This is a genomic window from Clostridium sp. CM039 (genome assembly GCF_055081075.1).
In genome coordinates this window covers 1,658,719-1,677,306 of the sequence record NZ_CM143649.1, presented here as the reverse complement: position 1 = coordinate 1,677,306, position 18,588 = coordinate 1,658,719, and the positions used below count along the sequence as shown (strand labels likewise).

14 protein-coding genes are annotated in these 18,588 nt (G+C 28.4%); 10 read left to right on the top strand and 4 right to left on the bottom strand.

What is annotated here, in order from left to right; all coding sequences use genetic code 11:
- Positions 1-203 precede the first annotated feature (203 nt).
- The 10 genes from ACWJJ2_RS07915 (at position 204) to dptH (ending at position 13,175) form a co-directional block, all read left to right on the top strand.
- Complete coding sequence (locus ACWJJ2_RS07915) at positions 204-530, top strand: hypothetical protein (RefSeq protein ID WP_216302846.1); 327 nt, start codon at positions 204-206, stop codon at positions 528-530.
- Positions 531-714: 184 nt separating this feature from the next.
- Positions 715-1,512, top strand: a complete 798-nt coding sequence (locus ACWJJ2_RS07910) for a nitroreductase family protein (protein WP_216302845.1) — start codon at positions 715-717, stop codon at positions 1,510-1,512.
- A gap of 359 nt (positions 1,513-1,871) precedes the next feature.
- Positions 1,872-2,102 carry a PspC domain-containing protein gene (locus tag ACWJJ2_RS07905; RefSeq protein ID WP_216302844.1) on the top strand — a complete coding sequence of 77 codons (231 nt, stop codon included), beginning with the start codon at positions 1,872-1,874 and terminating at the stop codon, positions 2,100-2,102.
- A gap of 226 nt (positions 2,103-2,328) precedes the next feature.
- Positions 2,329-3,207, top strand: a complete 879-nt coding sequence (locus ACWJJ2_RS07900; RefSeq protein ID WP_216302843.1) for a MerR family transcriptional regulator — start codon at positions 2,329-2,331, stop codon at positions 3,205-3,207.
- Positions 3,208-3,600: 393 nt separating this feature from the next.
- On the top strand, positions 3,601-3,978 hold the full coding sequence (locus tag ACWJJ2_RS07895; RefSeq protein WP_216302842.1) for an HIT family protein: 378 nt from the start codon (positions 3,601-3,603) through the stop codon (positions 3,976-3,978).
- A complete protein-coding gene (locus tag ACWJJ2_RS07890) occupies positions 3,968-4,189 on the top strand; it encodes a phospholipase D-like domain-containing protein (protein WP_326492864.1) in 222 nt (73 codons plus the stop codon). Before ACWJJ2_RS07895 ends, ACWJJ2_RS07890 begins: the two co-directional genes overlap by 11 nt.
- A gap of 21 nt (positions 4,190-4,210) precedes the next feature.
- Complete coding sequence (locus ACWJJ2_RS07885) at positions 4,211-4,546, top strand: phospholipase D-like domain-containing protein (protein WP_462954325.1); 336 nt, start codon at positions 4,211-4,213, stop codon at positions 4,544-4,546.
- A gap of 289 nt (positions 4,547-4,835) precedes the next feature.
- A complete protein-coding gene (gene dptF / locus ACWJJ2_RS07880) occupies positions 4,836-6,623 on the top strand; it encodes a DNA phosphorothioation-dependent restriction protein DptF (protein WP_462954161.1) in 1,788 nt (595 codons plus the stop codon).
- A 2-nt stretch (positions 6,624-6,625) separates the two neighbouring features.
- A complete protein-coding gene (dptG, locus tag ACWJJ2_RS07875; RefSeq protein WP_462954160.1) occupies positions 6,626-8,038 on the top strand; it encodes a DNA phosphorothioation-dependent restriction protein DptG in 1,413 nt (470 codons plus the stop codon).
- Positions 8,019-13,175 carry a DNA phosphorothioation-dependent restriction protein DptH gene (dptH, locus tag ACWJJ2_RS07870; RefSeq protein WP_462954159.1) on the top strand — a complete coding sequence of 1,719 codons (5,157 nt, stop codon included), beginning with the start codon at positions 8,019-8,021 and terminating at the stop codon, positions 13,173-13,175. Before dptG ends, dptH begins: the two co-directional genes overlap by 20 nt.
- 59 nt (positions 13,176-13,234) lie before the next feature.
- Here dptH and ACWJJ2_RS07865 read toward each other — a convergent pair whose 3' ends face one another.
- Genes ACWJJ2_RS07865 through dndC form a run of 4 tightly spaced genes read right to left on the bottom strand, consistent with a single transcriptional unit; the run spans position 13,235 to position 18,588 of the window.
- Positions 13,235-14,425: a cysteine desulfurase family protein gene (locus ACWJJ2_RS07865; RefSeq protein ID WP_462954158.1), complete on the bottom strand. Its 1,191-nt coding sequence runs from the start codon at positions 14,423-14,425 to the stop codon at positions 13,235-13,237.
- Positions 14,422-14,811, bottom strand: coding sequence for a DndE family protein (locus ACWJJ2_RS07860; protein WP_462954157.1), 390 nt, complete (start codon positions 14,809-14,811; stop codon positions 14,422-14,424). Before ACWJJ2_RS07860 ends, ACWJJ2_RS07865 begins: the two co-directional genes overlap by 4 nt.
- A 2-nt stretch (positions 14,812-14,813) precedes the next feature.
- On the bottom strand, positions 14,814-16,976 hold the full coding sequence (gene dndD, locus ACWJJ2_RS07855; RefSeq protein WP_462954156.1) for a DNA sulfur modification protein DndD: 2,163 nt from the start codon (positions 16,974-16,976) through the stop codon (positions 14,814-14,816).
- Positions 16,966-18,588, bottom strand: a complete 1,623-nt coding sequence (gene dndC, locus ACWJJ2_RS07850) for a DNA phosphorothioation system sulfurtransferase DndC (RefSeq protein ID WP_462954155.1) — start codon at positions 18,586-18,588, stop codon at positions 16,966-16,968. Before dndC ends, dndD begins: the two co-directional genes overlap by 11 nt.

Sequence of the window (18,588 nt, the reverse complement as noted above, 5' to 3'; positions counted from 1 at the left end):
TTGCCCCCCACACTACAATGTTTAATATAACCTTATATTAAATTACTATATCATTTCTAAAAATATTCTAAAATGTTTAGAAAAATCAAGAACTATTACAATACTTACTAATAGCCAATTTTGATTAATAGACAAATTTATACTATAATATATTCATCAAGAATGTGATTGAGAGCATTTAGATATTGGGGAGAGGATAATATATGGAATATATAGGAATGTTAGCATTCTTTTTAGCTATTTCAAATATGGGATTAAGTGATAAAGTTAAAAAACTAAAAGAAGATGTTAAAAAAATGAAGAATTCAATGAAGGGGGAAGTCAAAATGTCTGAAATACTAAAAGAACTTGAAGGTAAAAGATGTACGCTTACAGTGAGTGGAAGTTTAGGGGAACTAATAGATTGTGAAGTTATAAATGTGGATGGTGAATGGATGAAGGTAAATCAATTTGCAAAAAAAGATCAACGTAAAATAAGGATAATTAGAATTGATAATATAAATAATATAAATGATGTGTCAATAATCTAATTTCTATTAAGTATAATGGATAGGTATTTAGCGTCTATCCATTATTTTTTTTATCGATAGGGTTACATCATTTTCAATATGTAATGTGATGTATTACCCTAATTTAGCAAAGATTATATGGTAGAATGGGTCGAATGAAGGTTTAGATAATAAAATGTGAAATTTTAAAAAGGGGATGAACAAGATGGATTTTATAACTGTAAATGAAAAAAAATGTATTAAATGCGAACAATGCATTGTGGAATGTCCAGCATATGTTCTAAAGATGGGAGAAAAGGGACCAGAAGAAGTAGCAAATACCACTTGCATTGCCTGTGGACATTGTGTTGCTATATGCCAGATGGAAGCTATAGATAATAAAAAAACACCACTCGCACAACAAGTTGATGCAAAAGATTTTGCTAAATTAAATGCAGAGCAGGCGGAGCATTTTCTAAGGTCACGTCGTTCTATAAGAAATTATCAAGATAAATCTGTATCAAGAGAAAAATTAACAAAATTAGTTGATATTGCAAGGCTAGCACCTACTGGAAGTAATAGTCAAGGTATATCATTTGTTGTAGTTGAGGACAAGCAATTAGTTAAAAAAGCTGCTGAACTTACTATTCGAATGATAGAAAAATCTCCACTAAAGGATGCATTAAAAGGATTAATCAGTACTTATAGGGAAGACGGGATTGATTCAATTCTGCGAGGTGCTCCAAACTTAATTATAACCACTGCAGACAAAGGCTTTTCAAACGGGAGGGCTAATTCTATTTCTTGTCTGACTTATCTAGAATTATTTGCTCCTTCACTAGGACTTGGAACTTGTTGGGCTGGATTTTTTGAGTATTGTGCATCCATTAAGGGTTCACCAATGCTTAAATTATTTAATATTCCAGAAGGAAAGACGATAACAGCTGCCGTTATGGTCGGATATCCTAAGTATAGCTATAAGAAATTAGTTGATAGAAATTCATTAGAGGTTACTTATATATAATATTATAGGGAGATTAAGTATGTTACATACAATTTTAGGGGCTCATTAGCATTTACTCTAAATTTTCAACTGTTAATAAAGTAATTTAAGTTAAAGTCCTAATCAGTGGACAATATAAATTTCATTGATTAGGGCTTATATATATTGTACTGTGTGCTTAAACATTCTCTTTAGAAATCATTTTTGGTGGTTTTTATAGTTTTGAAAATTATATAACAAACATTTATGATATAATTGGTACATATTATAGTATGGGTGATATTTTTGATAGTAGTGATAATTAAATTATTTATATAGTTAAAATTATAAAAAAAGTTAATGTAGGGACCTTCTAAAAATTAAAAATTGGAGGAATAATTATGCAAAAAAAATTATATAAGTCTACCACAGATAAACAAATAGACGGCGTTTGCGGTGGTATTGCTGAGTATTTTGATATAGATGCTACAGTTATCAGATTAGCATGGGTACTTTTAACGCTAATATATGGTATAGGTATATTATTTTATATAATATGTTGTGTTGTTTTGCCAGTTAATCATAATACTCATTATGATGATGACGATACAATTCAATTTAAAGAATTATAAATGTAGGAACTTATGCTGGACAAACTATAAACTATCTACATGTACACTTGTTTTCCAGATATATAGGTGATGTGACTGATCCAAGGGGTGGGGTAAGGAATTTAAAAGAAGCTTTAATTGAGTATAATGGATAGGCATTTAGTGCTTATCCACTATTTTTTTGTCAATTGACTATTGACAGTTCCCCTAGAGGATAGTTTAAACTCAATTTTAGGAGGCGATGATAATGAAAATTAATGAAGTGATGAAAGAAACGGGAGTAACTAAAAAGGCAATTTATTATTATGAAGAGGTGGGACTTATTAGACCCCAAAAAGAGGAAGAAAGCAATTATAGAATTTATACTATGGATGATATTAATAGACTAATTACTATTAATGCTTTAAGAAAATTGGATTTCTCTATTAAGGATATTCAACTTATATTATTAGAAAAACAGGATGTTGCACAAGTTATAAAAAAACAGTTAGACATCATCAATGAAAAAATTAAACTGCTCGATAGCAGTAAAGGAGTGTTAGAAAATTTGATTGAACAAGGAATAGATTCAAATATTGATAATTTAAGGGTGTCAATTCAATGTTTAGAAGCCAAATCTAAAAATATTGCTGGATATATGCAAAAGGAACTTCATAGGATACTACCAGGTAATATGGGGAAAATGTTTGCGATTCATTACGGACAGTTTTTGGACGAACCGCTAGATACTAAAGAAAAAGAGAAGGCTTGGATGAACCTTATAAATTTATTAGATGCTAAGGAAGAGGTTCAATATGCAGAAAATATAAAAGAACTAATTGATGAAATGTTTGGAAAGTATAGCGACAAAGATCTGATGGAATTAAATGAAAAATCGAAAAGTGTAACAAACAAAATATTAAAGCGAGATGTGGAAGTCAGTGAGGAAGTAAAAAATGAGGTCAAAGCAAAAATTGTAGAATACGAAAAAACGCCTCAATATCAAAAAGATTTAAAATTTCAGCGGTTTATGATGGATAATATAGCTCCTATTTTCAATGAGATTGAAATATATTTATGTATTTTAAGCACTAGATTTGAGAAGTTCAATAAAATTTTACGTGCTTCAGCTAGCACTGAAAATTAGGTACCCATTTTCTTAAGATTATATTATGATAAGGCAGGGATAATCCTTGCCTTTATTTTTATTTGTTATAGTTATGATAATAGTATAAACGATTTTGCACTCAGAATAAAAGTTGAGTTTTCAGATATATAAAAATAGTTTAGATATGCTTGACCAACGGATAATTTTAGAGGTATTGTATTGATATGATTTAATTAGAATCTTGTTAATTTAACAAGAATTTAATTCAACACTTAACTGCATTATCTAATAACATGCTGAAACCATTGATTCTATGGAGTTAAGTCTTAGTTTATAATTTAGTTAGATTTAACTAAATTTAATAATAGATTTTAACAATGAAAAAAGCAGTATGGATTCATACCTTAATACAAAATAAAGGCGGCGATACTAATGTCAGAATGTATATTTTGCGACTACGATGAATCAGAAATAATAGTAGAGAATAAATTGGCCTTTGCTATACTAGATCATTTCCCAGTAAATAATGGTCATTGTTTAATAATACCAAAGAGGCACTTTGCTAACTTCTTTGAGGCAACGGAGGAAGAGGTTAAATCAATATATAAATTAATGCACGAGGTAAAAGAAATGTTTGATATTCAATATGAACCAGCTGGATATAATATAGGTATAAATGTAGGGACTTATGCTGGACAAACCATAAACCATTTACATGTTCACTTGATTCCTAGGTATATAGGTGATGTAGCTAATCCAAGGGGTGGAGTAAGGAATTTGAAAGAGGCTTTGGTTGAGTATGATGGTTGAAGTAGATGTAATTAATAAAGGTATAATTACCAGTGATTCTATTGCGTTTAAAGAGGCAACTCAAGATTATGATTCAAACTGTTCTACGGGAGACAATGATTATTTGCTCCCTAAATTACAAGCTTCATTAAAAAGGGCAAAGAGCATAGATATTATAGTAGGATTTTTAATGGAATCAGGTGTTAAATTGCTTATTAACGATTTAAAATAGGTAGCAGATAGAGGAGTTAGAATTAGAATTTTAACAGGAAATTATCTTAATATCACTCAGCCTCAAGATTTATATTTAGTAAAGGATGCTCTAGGTGATAAAGTAGATTTAAGGTTTTATAATATTGCTAACAAATCATTTCAACCTAAATCATACATATTTGAATATGAAGAGGATGGAGATGTTTTTATAGGATCTTCCAATATGTCAAGTTCTGCATTAACTAGTGGCATTGAATGGAATTATAGATTAAATAAGAATAAAAACCCAGAAGATTTTACACATCTTAAAAATGTTTTTGAGGACTTATTTTTAAATCATTCTATAATTATTGATGATGAAATGCGGCGTTTATAGTTCCATTCTTTCGTAAATCTAAAAAAAATGATAAATAAATAGTTGGATTCCCATTGAAATTTTAGCTTTGTATGATGGATAGGCAATTAGTGCTTATTCATTATTTTTTTTGTCACTTATAGAGGAGATTACTACTTTTGTTAAAAATATGGTAAAATAGGAATGTAAATTAATATATAAATTAAATGTGATGATGAAAAGAGTTTAGAAGTTATAGATAGTGAGTATGAACCAAAATAGTCAAGTACAGGATAATAGTGGTATAAACTTCCTAGAAGGAGGGAATATAGTGAGCCATGTAAAAGAATGCTTAATAGAAGAGTTAAAAAAATTGAAAGAGTCATCAAAGGAAGCAGTAGAAACCCTAGATTCTTTAAGTGAGTTTAAAGAGTACATGCATGTAAAAAGAAAAGTTCAAGATGAATTATATGACTTAATAGAAAAATCATCAAAATCACCAAAATCTCAATTAATATTGGTTTGTGGTGGAGTTGGTGATGGGAAATCTCACTTGATATCATATTTTAAAAATAAATATACAAGCTTAATGGATGGATTTGTTCTACATAATGATGGCACTGAAAGTTTAGATCCAGAAAAGACTTCAATTGATACTTTAAATGATGTATTACAAAATTTCTCGGATGATAAATTAAATAATGGTGTAATCAAAAAATGCATATTAGCTATAAATTTAGGAACATTAAATAACTTTATCGATTCAAAATATGGATGCAATTTTAATGAATTAAAACAGTATGTAGCTGATAAAAAAATATTAGAAACTAACTTAGCTGAAAATTGTTTTGATGATGATAGATCATTTCAGTTTATAAACTTTAGTGATTATCATATGTATACTCTAACTGAGGAAGGGGGAAGGTCTCAATACATAAAAGATATAATAAATACAATTACTGGAAAAGATGAAAAAAATCCGTTTTATACCGCTTACAAAGAAAAATGTTGTGACAGCTGTGAGTGCAGTGAAAGATGTCCAATTAAATATAATTTTGAATTATTAATGGATGAACAAATTAAGAATAAAATTATAGACCTATTAATAGAAGTAATAATTAAAGAAAAAATAATTATTTCTACAAGAGCCTTTTTAAATTTTATGTATGACATTATTGTAGATAATCGTTTTGATAATATAACATTATTAAAAATTAAAAACAAATTAAAAAAGATAAATTTTAAAGAGTATTTAGAATGTATGATGCCGAATATTATTTTTGATCATAAAGATTTATCTAAAATATTAGAGGCATTAGAAAAAATTGACCCTATAAATTTAAGAGATGAAGAAATGGATTCAATTATTATAAAATTCAACAATTCTAATAATTTATTTAGTATATTCACTGAAAATATTGATATTAAAGATAACAATTATTTAATATTAGCTTTGAACAATAAATCTTTAAAAGAAGAAAAACTTGATACCATTAAAGACAAAGAGGCATTAAGAACAAATCTAATTAAGTATTTCTTAAGATTGTATTCATTTAAATACATAGGTGAAGATATTTCGTTTAGAGATGATTTGTATTATGACTTTATAAAGGATTTATACTACTGGAATAATGGAGACAAAAGGGAACTCAAAAAGATACTCTTAGATGTAAAAGACGCAATATACAAATGGAACGGTGACAATAATGAAAAAGAAAGAATTAATATAGTCATTGGTAAAAATCAAGGTAAATATAAAGTAAGCCAGAAATTAAATGTTATAGGTGATATTGAAAATTATATTGAAGAGAATGATGAAGAATTATTTAAGTTTATACCAGAAATGATCTTAGAATTTAAAAATAAAAACAACAGTAAAATTGAAAAAATTGCAATTGATTATCATTTATATAAATTACTTATGAATATTAAAGATGGATACAGACCTAATAAAAAAGACAAAAATAACTACATTAATTTTGTTGAGTTCATGAATAAAATCATGCCATTAGGTTCACAAAATGAAGAGCTATCATTTGAATATAATATTGCAGGGGTAATTAAAAAGTACAAATTAGAATTTGATGACTATGGCGAATATAGTTTTATGGAGAGATAATTATGAGATATACAATAAATTTTGATGAAATTAAATGCGATTATAAGTTTAGTGAAGAAAAAAAATCATTACAACACAATGCAGGTAAGAAAATAACTATTTTACCTTATACAACCCAATATAAAGAGATATTTAAAACAAAAATCATAAATTTTTCTTCATGCATAGGGGAATTCTCACGAAGGCTCACTAACAGATCAGAATATAAGGAAGACATAAACGCAGACTTAATAAAAAATGTTATGAATAAAGTTAAAATGGAAGAAGAAAACAAAAGTGCATTCAAGGGTATAATTAAAGAATTATTCTTCGACAAATATGAGAAAATTGAAATTTTTCATCCGAAGGTTTTAAACTACATAACTAGTGAGGATATAACAAATAAAAAACTTGGACAGTTCTTATTCGATGTACTTGTAAATAAGGATGAAGAAGTTATAGATATCATAAAGACTGCATATATTGATAAGCCAGAGAATATTCTTTTGAAGCTTGTTGTAGGATATTTGCCTGAATTAGGAGAAATAAATAAGGCGAGTAAAACTACATACAGAAATTTTATGCCATATATATCAGACTTATTTATGGAAGACCTTAAATATATGTTAGATAAACCGACCTTTTACACTAACAGTATAGAAAAATTATTGATGTATTATTACTTCTTTTATGTTTCACAATTATCAATCAATTTAAATAGGATGTTTGAAGCAGATATAACTAAACCTATTGAAATATATTTCAATTTGGATTGGGAGAGGAATATTTCTAAATCTAGGATAAGCTATTCCAATGGTTGGAAGATTATTGAAAATTCTACAACTACATTATTTTCGCATGCTAACTGTTTGGAACTCTTGAATCATAGTGATAAGGAATCGAACTTCACATACTTAGATTTAAAGAATATTATAGGGGACATGGATAGTGAAGAACTAAATGAATTCAATTCAAATATTAAAATGTTAATTAAAATTTATAAGGACCATATAGATGATGTTGATTTTGATTCTTGTAATCTTGCAGTTCACTATGAGAATGATGAAGCGTTTCAACAGGTATATGAGTTGTATAAATTAATAAACTATCAATTTGTGAATTCTGGAAGAAAAGGTAGACAACTTGATTATAGCGCTTGGTTTACAGAGTTTTGCAAAGTAAACTTTCTAAGAAGAAGAGGACAATCAGGATACACCTTAAATTTAACAGAAGACAATTTAATTTTCATAACTAAGTTATGTACAAAAAACAAGGAGAAATTAAAATTAAAAGACTTATTTAAAGAGTATGAAAGACGTGGTATTTTTTTTGATAGAGATTCTCAAAACAAGATAGTTCAATTATTTGAAAAATTAAATATATTAGAAAAAAAGAGTGATAGTGGGGATGCACAATATGTTAAATCTATTTTATAATTATTTATCAAAAAAAATTATCAGTTATTTGAATGAAGTAAACGTTAAAAATGGTGATAAATTTAATATACAATTTGAAAAAGAAGCTCAGGTAAAATGCTTATATGACGAGTTAGAAAATGCTTGTACGGCAGAGGAATTTAAATATACAGCAAGTATTGATGAGTACAGAACGTTTAGTTTTAATGTTAATGGAGTCAAAGTTATTGTTGCGGCAACTATTAATAATATTAAACCAGACTTTTTAACATTATTACGTAATAAAGCAGGAAGTAACGAAGAATATTTATTTAAAAATACGGCAATATTATTTATTCATAATTCTACTCTCGATAGTATTGTTGGTGGTACTGTAAGCTTTCAAAGAGAAGGAATGCCTTTTCATATAAAGTCTATAGTTGAAGACATAACAAAAGAAATAAAAGAGAGTAATCTTGAAAGGGTAGATAAACTTATAGTTAAGTTTGACTTAGATAAAAGAACAAATCAAGTTCATGAGGACAACACATCTTTATTTCAGTATGAGGATGTATTAAAGGTATTAAATAGTGATGGAATAAAAGAAGCGGAATATAGAAATTTTGGTTTGTTTTATGATCGAAAATTAAATGATGAAATTATCAGCGAAAAGGATGCATTTAACAGATTAAAAGACAACGCGGATATATTTACAAAGGTAGATAATATACATAAATATGGTGATCCAGAGCAACAATTAGAGAAGAGTTTTGATGATGAGGGTGTGGATAAACTAAAAAATCTTAATTGGGAAGATATTAAGTATAAAGATGTTAAACACTCTATGGACACAAAAAAAGATAAGAAGAAATTGGAATATGAAGAATGTAAATTATATGACATTGATGAAAGTGAATATTGGGATAAAGAAGAAGGCTCAGGAGTGGCCAAACAGAGAATTAGAAATATATTAATTTTTAATAAGAACAAATTAAAGAAGATCAAAATAGAGTATATTTTTGATGATACAATGAGACAAAAAAATATAACTTTAGGCAAAAACCAAGAAGCAACAGCTAAAGCTTCTGGAAAAAAGTTAATAGTTGAAATAGAACATGAAATAGATGGAATACATTTTAATAGCATAAAATATGAAGATAAAGACAGCAGTAAGGTTAAATTTGAATTTAAGATATTAGTTCTTGACTTTGATAGCAGCATCTTTGGAAATGAAGTTATAAAAACAAATTACAATGTCTGTATGAAGGGAAAGGAAAATCTCTTACTTCTTAATGTAGAAGATAAAGAAATAGTTTTAAATCCAACAGCAGCATCTATTGTTAAAGTAGCATTATCTGAAACAAATGGAGAGATTATAATTTCTTCATTAGATGAAAGAGTGGTGATATACAATGACTTAGGAGCTGATGAAACTACTGGTATTATTAAGTTTAATTTGAATATTGATGAGATGATTATACCATTAGCAATTAAGGATGAGGGTAGCAAAGCGGTAGTGATAACTGGTCAAAGCGTATGGTGTTTAAAAAGAGAAAAGAAAAGTAGTTTCCAATATATTAATAATAAATTAATACAGGGTACTAGAGATTATTATGCAAGAGATGAGTTTAGGGAAAACATAATAAAAGAAAAAGAAATAATTATAAGTGGCGGATTGTATTTCACTGAAAAAGACGATGAATTAACCTTAGAGGATATTGATTTAGATGGAGAATTAAAAGTATCTTATATGCAGTTAATTGAGTATTATAAAGTTAATGAACTAATACCAAGTATAGCTTATTATAATGAGGAATTAATTCAACTAAGTAAAAATTATGTAAACAAGTACTTAGAAGTGGCAGACAACATTAAAAACGGTGATTACATAAAAAGTGAAGAGGAAAAAAATTTATTAAAGATAGGTACAATAAACAAAGAAGACGGAGATCGGGAAATAATATTAACACCGCTACATCCTTTAAATGTTGCTTATCAAATTAGATTAAATGAGGTAGTAGGAAGTGAAGAAATTCCTTATGAACTAACTAAAAAATTAGATTCAATATATTTACTTCCATATCTTTGCCCAAGAGAAGGTAACCTTTATAGGCCAGTGGAACAACAACATTCACCAGAATGGAAGTATTATGTTGATTATAAATTACCAAGGTATAAAGGCTCAAGAAACTTTGTTTCAAAGTTAGTTAGAGAAAAGATTGATGAATTCATTGAGCACTTCTCTTATATGTTTGAACTTACGCCAAAGGCGGCTATTAAAATTAATCTTATAAATACAGGAGATTGTAAGGAAATATTACAAGGTATAATTGAATTTTACACTTCTAAGCTTTTGAAGAAAGTAAAACCAGAGTACTTGCTAACTATAGATATAAATATATACTCTGATAAAGATACTTTAAATGTATTTGAAGAAATGTCATTTTACAATACACCAGCAGAAACAGAAGAAAACTTAGGGGTAGACTTTAAATTTAACGATAGTAGTAATGATTACTCAAAGGAGGATGTATTAAGTATTTATAGAGACAAGGTGCATTTTTATAAGAAGAATAGTGAAAGTAGTAATTATGAATATTGTCATGTATCTTTTTATGAGATGGATCAATATGCTGAAGAAGAAGACAGTATTATGAATGATATAAAGACAGGAGTCTCCTTCGAAGGGTTAATATCAGGGGTACCTTCTAAGTTTCTAGGAAGCTCTTATAGAACTGGGTTTGGAATCAAGTATATGAAACAACATGAGAGTAACAGTTTATTAAAACTGGCTATAAAATTAAATTCTTTAGTTAAGGTTATAAAAACAAATTCACCTTATGAAGAAAACACTTGCAGAACAACTTCAATATCAGAAGAAAATAAAAAGCTATTAGATAAAATTTATGATTCTTCACATTGGGTAACATTCATAGATCCTAAAGTTGATTTAAATTTCTTTAGGAATGATGAAGAAGCAAAAGACTTATTAATAATTCACTATAGTGATCAATATACTTCAGCAAGTGGATATGATGCAATTACTGTTACACGTAAATCTAAACAGTATGAAGCGATAATAAATGAGTTCTTACATGAAAAAAACATGGACTGTAAACCCGGTGCAGCAATAGATGTTATAAATTGCTTTAATGCTGTAAATGGAGATTGGTTACTAAGATTAATATCAAGTAATTCCCAATTCCCTAGAGAAAAACTAAGTATAATTTCAGCTATAAAATTAAGCCTTGCATATTTCTACAACCCTAATATAATATGGGTACCAATTTCTTTAGAAGAAATTCTAAGAGTATCTGGTGGGGCGGGATTAAACAAAGCTGATGGATTATTCTCAGTCAAAAATCTAGGTGGAAAAGGAAAATACTCAGATGATCTACTACTTGTAGGAATAGAAAATACTGGTGAAAAACTAAAGCTTCATTTCTATCCAATAGAAGTAAAAATCGGAAAAAATCAACCAGGTGTTATAGAAAAAGCATTAGAACAAGCATACAAAACCAGAGAATTTTTTGAAATAAACCTTATAGATGAAGAAGATGAAAAGAGAAAAGCAAGCAAGAAAATCTATAGAAACTTCATCATGCAACTAGTTATAGTAAGTGCAGAGAAAATGAAATTATACAACATCTTGGGTGAACAGCATTGGGATGACATAATTGAATCAGAGGTTAGAACTAAACTTCTAAATGATGATTATATTATAAGCAATGAATTAGATAAATATATAGGTCGTGGTGCGGTAATGTCATTTAAAGAAGGGGTGATATACAGCACAGCCTCAAAATTTGAACAATTTAAAGAGCAAAGATTTAAAGTCATAAATCTTTCTGAAGAAGAAGGGTATAGGCATATTATATCTAATATATATGAATTAAGAGAAAGAATCGTTAATGGAGACACTGATTTTGTAAAAGAAGAACTATTATGCAATATGTATGGAGTTCCAGAGGGGGTATCTCTTACTGACAAAACAGTTACTGGGAAAAACGAAACTATTTATTTTCCAAAAGACATACCTATGGAAATTTTATTTGGATATGAAGCATTAACTAATAAAGAAATAAAATGGTATCCAACAGACACAAATAAAACCTTCCATACTAATACTGGTATAATTGGAACAATGGGTACGGGAAAAACTCAGTTTACAAAGTCCTTAATATATCAGCTTCATGCTAATGAAAAATATAATGTAGGTGGTAAAAAACTAGGCCTATTAATATTTGACTATAAGGGCGACTATATAGATAGTGATTTTGTGAAATCCACTAATGCTAAGGTGTATAATATTTTTCATTTGCCATATAATCCTTTATCATTAGTATTAACAGGAAATCCAAAGCCGCTTTTGCCACTTCATACTGCGAATACGCTAAAAGAAACTATTTCTAAAGCATTTGGATTGGGTGTTAAACAAGAAACATTGCTCAGAGATAAAATAATGGAGGCATACGAGAGAAGAGGGATAAGTAAAGCCAATAAAGACACTTGGAGTAATCCAGCACCTACGTTAAACGATGTGTGTAAATTATATCTAGAAAATGAGGATGTTAAAGAAGACAGTCTTTATGCGGCACTTATGGATATATATGAATTTGAAATTTTTGAACCAGATATGAAAAAAACCAAATCTTTGTTTGAACTAATAGATGGAGTAACTGTAATTAATTTAGCAAGTTATGATACAGGTATACAAAACTTAATAGTAGCAATAACACTAGATATATTCTACATTCAAATGCTTGTGTTGGGTGAAAGTAAAACAGAAGGTCAGTACAGGCAGTTAACAAACTTAATATTAGTAGATGAAGCCGACAATTTCTTAAGTAAAAACTTTGAGAGCTTAAAGAAAATACTAAAAGAAGGAAGAATGTTCGGAGTAGGGACAATACTTTCTACTCAGTTATTAAGCCATTTCTCTACAGGGGATAATGAGTATGCAAACTATATTTTATCTTGGATAGTTCACAATGTATCTGATTTAAATAATAAGGATGTTAAATTTATATTTAACACTAAAAATAAAGCGGAAGAAGACAATGTATATGGTAAGATAAAATCACTAGAAAAACATCATAGTTTAGTTAAGTTTGGTAATGCAGATAGACCTATTTATCTTAGAGATAAGGCATTTTGGGAATTTATGAAAGAAAAATAAAATGTATATATAAAAATACAGCCTAAGCAACTAGGCTGTATTTTTTAATTAAATATAGATTAAATTTTAGCTTTTATTATGTTTTCAATGTTACTATTTTTCCCCAGGGTAATTCGAATAAAGCTACTACTTTTATTTTTAAGATTAATTTCTTTAATAACATAAGAAGGTTCTCCAATTCCACAAGCAGACCCAGAGGAAATAGCAACCTTATCTGCCATATCCTTAATCATAATATCATTAACAATACTAGGAATTAAGACTCCGATAACTCCAGGGATATGATGTTCTGGGTCTCCTAAAAATTCAACACCAGGATGTCTCTCAGCAAGCATTTTCTTAGTTTCAATTTCTAATTGAGAAATTTTCTTAATATATTCATTCATATCTCTTTTAGCGATTTCACAAGCTTTACCAAAGCCTACAATGTTATGAACAGCAGAAGTTCCAGCTCTATACCCTCTTTCTTGTAATCCACCATGAATTAGTGATGTCATTTTAAAATCTGAGAGACTGTTCTGTCTTATAAATGCTGCACCAACGCCTTTTGGTCCATATATTTTATGAGCTGACGCGGAAAGAAAGTCTACAGGAACCTTTTTAACATCTATATTTATTTTACCTAATACTTGAGTGGCATCTGTGTGGAACAGTAGACCTCTTTCTTTTGCTATAGCACATAACCTTTCAATATCGTTTAGTGACCCAATTTCATTGTTTCCCCACATAAAAGAAGCAAGTATGGTGGTTTCTTTTATTGCATTTTTAAATTGTTCTTCTTGTACTTGAGCATATCCATTTACAGGAAGAAAGGATACTTCATAACCACGATCTATTTTCTTAGCCAAACTCTTTTTCTTTAGAAATTGGCTAGCGACTGTGCTTTCAGATTTATTCCAAAATACATCTCCATTTAAGAATTTGCAGGTTTGGAGAATTGATTTATGTTCAACGGTAGAAGTGATTATGTGATTTCCTTTTTCTTCATAGTATTTTTTATAGTCAGCTACTCCTTTAATTATAAAATTATTACTTTCAGAAGCGCCTCCTGTAAAGATTATTTCTTTTGGTTCTGAATTTATTAAAGCTGCGATTTGATGCCGAGCTTTTTCTACGGCTTTATCTGCATTCATAGCCAATGTATAATATCTACTAGATGGGTTACCATACTCCTCTTTTAAATATGGTAACATTGCTTCTAGTACTTCAGGATCAATTGGAGTAGTAGCGCTATTATCTAAATAGATCATATATTAGAATCTCCTTTTTGTAGTAAGTTAGTTAAAAGTTTTTCTAAATTACCACCTGAATACTTATATATTTTCGATAGAAGTTCAGCACCTCTATCCATATGAAGTTTCATATAATGTGGGTAATATTCATCATCAGTTATATGTCTTCCAAGTTTAACTTCTATAAGTGATTTATATATTGAATCAAAATCACCAGTAACGGTGGCTCTTTGAAGGTCAAGGCCAGTAATGTCTGCATTTTTGTATTCGTCTATAGAAGTTGATTCATTCAATGACATAGAAACGGCCATTTTACTCAAAGTAAATGGTTTAAGGTTTGAGCTTTTGCTTAATTCTTCAAATATTTCTTTTGTTCTTGTTGATGTTCTTAACCTAAATCCCATAATTACACCTCAAAATATCTATTTTCGACTTCGGTTTTTCTTAAATCAGTATTGTATAAAAGTAAATACTCGTCACATACATAGGGTTTAATAACATTATACAATTCAGAATCAATTTCTTTATTAGTAGAAAGAATAATTACCTGTTTACTTAATTTTGGTAGATACTTAGTACTTAAAGAGTTTCTATGAGTTTCATCTATACGAGCATAAGGAGTATCAATTATAAATGGTATTTCTACACCAGAACTTTTTATAATAGCCCAAATTAAGCAAAGTATATAAATCTGTTTTTCCCCATTTGAAAAATCATTTATATTGACTTTTGTACTTAGGTTAATATAATTAATTGAAAAGTCGTTTAAAATTTTATCCTCAAGTGCTTTATTAGTTTCGGCATTATAGTGCTTAAATAAATCTTTTAAGAAGTTTGGACCATACTTTTTAGATAAACCATCAAATCCAATATTTTTTATTATATTTACTATATCGGTAGGAACATAATCCTTGTTTATGTAAAGAGTAGAGTTAAAGTTATCGTCAATAATAATGCTGTTTACATAGTTGTCTTTTCTAATAATAGTGCTAAATATAGCTATAAACTCATCCTGTATTAAAGAAATCTTATCTCTAGTTAAAGTAGTAAGTAATTCATCTAAATATGAGATAAGGCTGTTAGAAATATCCAGAATATTAATGTTTTGTAACAGGGTAGTGTAATCATTCTTTGCTCTAGTAAGATGGTATTCTTTGTTTTTTAAATCTTCGTACTTCGATTCAATAGTTGCTTTTTTTACAGCTAAAATACTTTGAATTTCTGTGATTTCTTCATTTATTGAATGGATTGATTCTAAATAGCTATTCAATATATCTTCAGAAATTGTTAGATTTAACTTTTTCCTTAAATCTTTTAATATAGAACCTATTTTTGCAGTCCTAGCAAAATTATCATTGATATTTTTACTGACATGAGATCCTTTTGATAATATATTATCTATAGTGAAATTTATTGAATTTTTCTGTTCATTTGATAATTCTAAAATATTAGATACATTTTTTATTTCTTCATAATCATACATATTAGCAAGGAGAGTTGACGCTATTTCATTGTAAATATCATCAGATTTACTTGTATTGATATGATGCTCTAAAAATGATTGTTTTATAATTCTACCAGACAGCTTATCTTTTATACTGTTATATGAATTTAATGAATCCTCTTTATGTATTTGAGTCTTTGTATCTTTTAAAAGATCAGTTAATAATAAAAATGGAAGAGTATCGTTACAAAAATCCTTAATAGATTGATGTATATCGCTACGTTCATTTTCAAGTCTTGTAATTTCTGAATTTAAAGCAGTTCTTTCACCCTCTAAAAGTCCACCACTATTTTTAAAATTATCTTCAATTTTAAATCTGTTAATTATTAGGTTGTCAAGATGTTCTTCATTTAAAATTATAGTTTTCTTTAATTTTAATATCTCATCTTTTATAGATTTCGTAGTAGTAGATAGTTCATCAAATTTATTTTGAGATTCTTCTAACTGAGCACTAAATTTTGATTGAGTTCTTTGATGAGTAAGCAATTGTTTCTTTAATACTTCAAAAGTATCATAATTAAATAGTTCAAGCACTGATTCCTTTAGGTTGGTACTAGCATTTTTACCAGTAAAGAAATCACTTAATTCTTCACCATCAAAGAAGAAAAAATCAAATAATGATGGCGGAAGTACAGATTTTAAATATTTATCAAAATACAATTTATCTTCTTCATTTAATTCTTTGCCATTTAAAAACACTTTAAATGACTCATATAGCTTTTGATTAGAATAAGCCCATGAACGTTTTAAATAATATTCTTTTATTTCAGTTCCTTCATTAAAAGAAATACTTAGAGCTATTATACATTCTATCTCTTCATTTTTAAATGCATTGTCATTTATATTGTTTTTAATCTTAGTTAAGTAATTATGATTTTGACCTAAGTAACCATAAGTTGTAGGTCCATATATACATAATTTTATTGCTTCGAATAATGCTGATTTGCCAGAGCCATTTTCTCCACCAATTAAAACAATGTTTTTGTTACTTTGAGGAGTAAATGAGAATGTAGTTTCATCTTCATATGATCTGAAATTTTTAAGTGTAATGCTGTTAATTATCATTTTCTATCTCCTCAACTATACTTTTGTGCAAATACCTTTGATTAAGGATTTTATTAATTGATTTATCTAAAATATTTCGGTTAGTAAAGCATTTGTATTTATTGGTTTCTATTAAAAGCTTATTAATCAAATCATCTGAAATATTATGCTTTTCACATAGAGTAGATATTTCTGCTAATGTATGATTATCAAAAATAGCCTTTTTATAATCATCCCAAGGGAGTCTTTCTCTTGTAACATCATGATATAAGTCCACTAATGTTCTACAAGTTAAATCTTCTTCTTCGTCCCATATTCTATCTATTGATTCAAGTTCTTCCGTTGTTATAAGTTCAATTTCAAATTCTTCATTTATAAGTTCTTGAGTTTCTAATAGTTTTTTTAATATTAATTTTCTTGCTTTAAAGTTAAAAGGACCGTATCCAACGACGTTAATGAAATCACCTTTATCATCAGTTTGTATTTTAGATTTATCTATTATTACATTCACTGTATTGTCTATTAGTGGTAGTAGTTCTAAATAAATTTTATCTTTATCAGTAGAAATGATATCTTTGCCTTTTTCTATAGAAGTATGAGAAATCTTCAAATCAATATAAGGTTCACCATAATCATTAGTAAAAATATGGTCATCATTTATAGTGTAATCATCTAAAAAAGGAAGCTTTTCTAAATAAGCTTTTTTATAATAATGATTTCCATCTCTTCTATATTGCATTCTATATTCATGTCGGTTACGAATACTTAAAATCCAAGACCTGAAATCTAGTAGTGGTTGAAGCCAATCTTCTCCATTTTCAATAAAACCAGTAAGGGATTTATCTTCACTTACAACGGTACAGAGCCAACATCCAAACCTGGAATTTCCACATGAAGGGTTTTCATTATCATTAGTAACAGTAAATGGGCATTCTCCAGCATCTGCACCCCTATATAGTTTAAATAAGTCGTTGTTGCTTGTTCTCCAAGGAGTCTCTCCATTATTGTTAAGTAAAATATCCCAAACGTTATCAGTAGTTAATTCTACAATTGGATTATACACATAAGTATTTTTAAGGGAAACATGAGGGGTTAAAAGGTAACCATTAATTTCTCTATTTCTTATTCTTATACCTCTTACTATGCTTTCAGATTTTCTTACGCCAAGAAGAACGACAACCTCACCATTTTCTTTAACCTTTTCTTGAATGAATTTGTTAGAGGGTTTAATCTTAAGACGCTCAGTGCACCATCTAAATCTTACAGAAGTAGGGGTAGGTAAGCCCTTGCCAATTATATTAGTCCAATAAGTATTAGTATAATCTGGATGAACCATATGCGTATATAATGGTAGTCCTTGATCTTTCGCACTATTATTTATTAACTTAGAGTTTTCTTTTAAATAGCCAAGAATTATTGGGTTTTCAATTAAAGTATCGGAGGATACAACATATATATCCTTAAATCTGTCTTCAGGTGATAGACTTTGTAGCATCATAAACGTTAATTGAACTACAGCAGTACTATCTTTACCGCCACTATAACCTATAACCCAAGGTCTTTTATCATTTTTGTATACTCTTTTCATCTCTTCGAGTATGTCATTTACTGTTTTTTGTAATTCTATATTCAT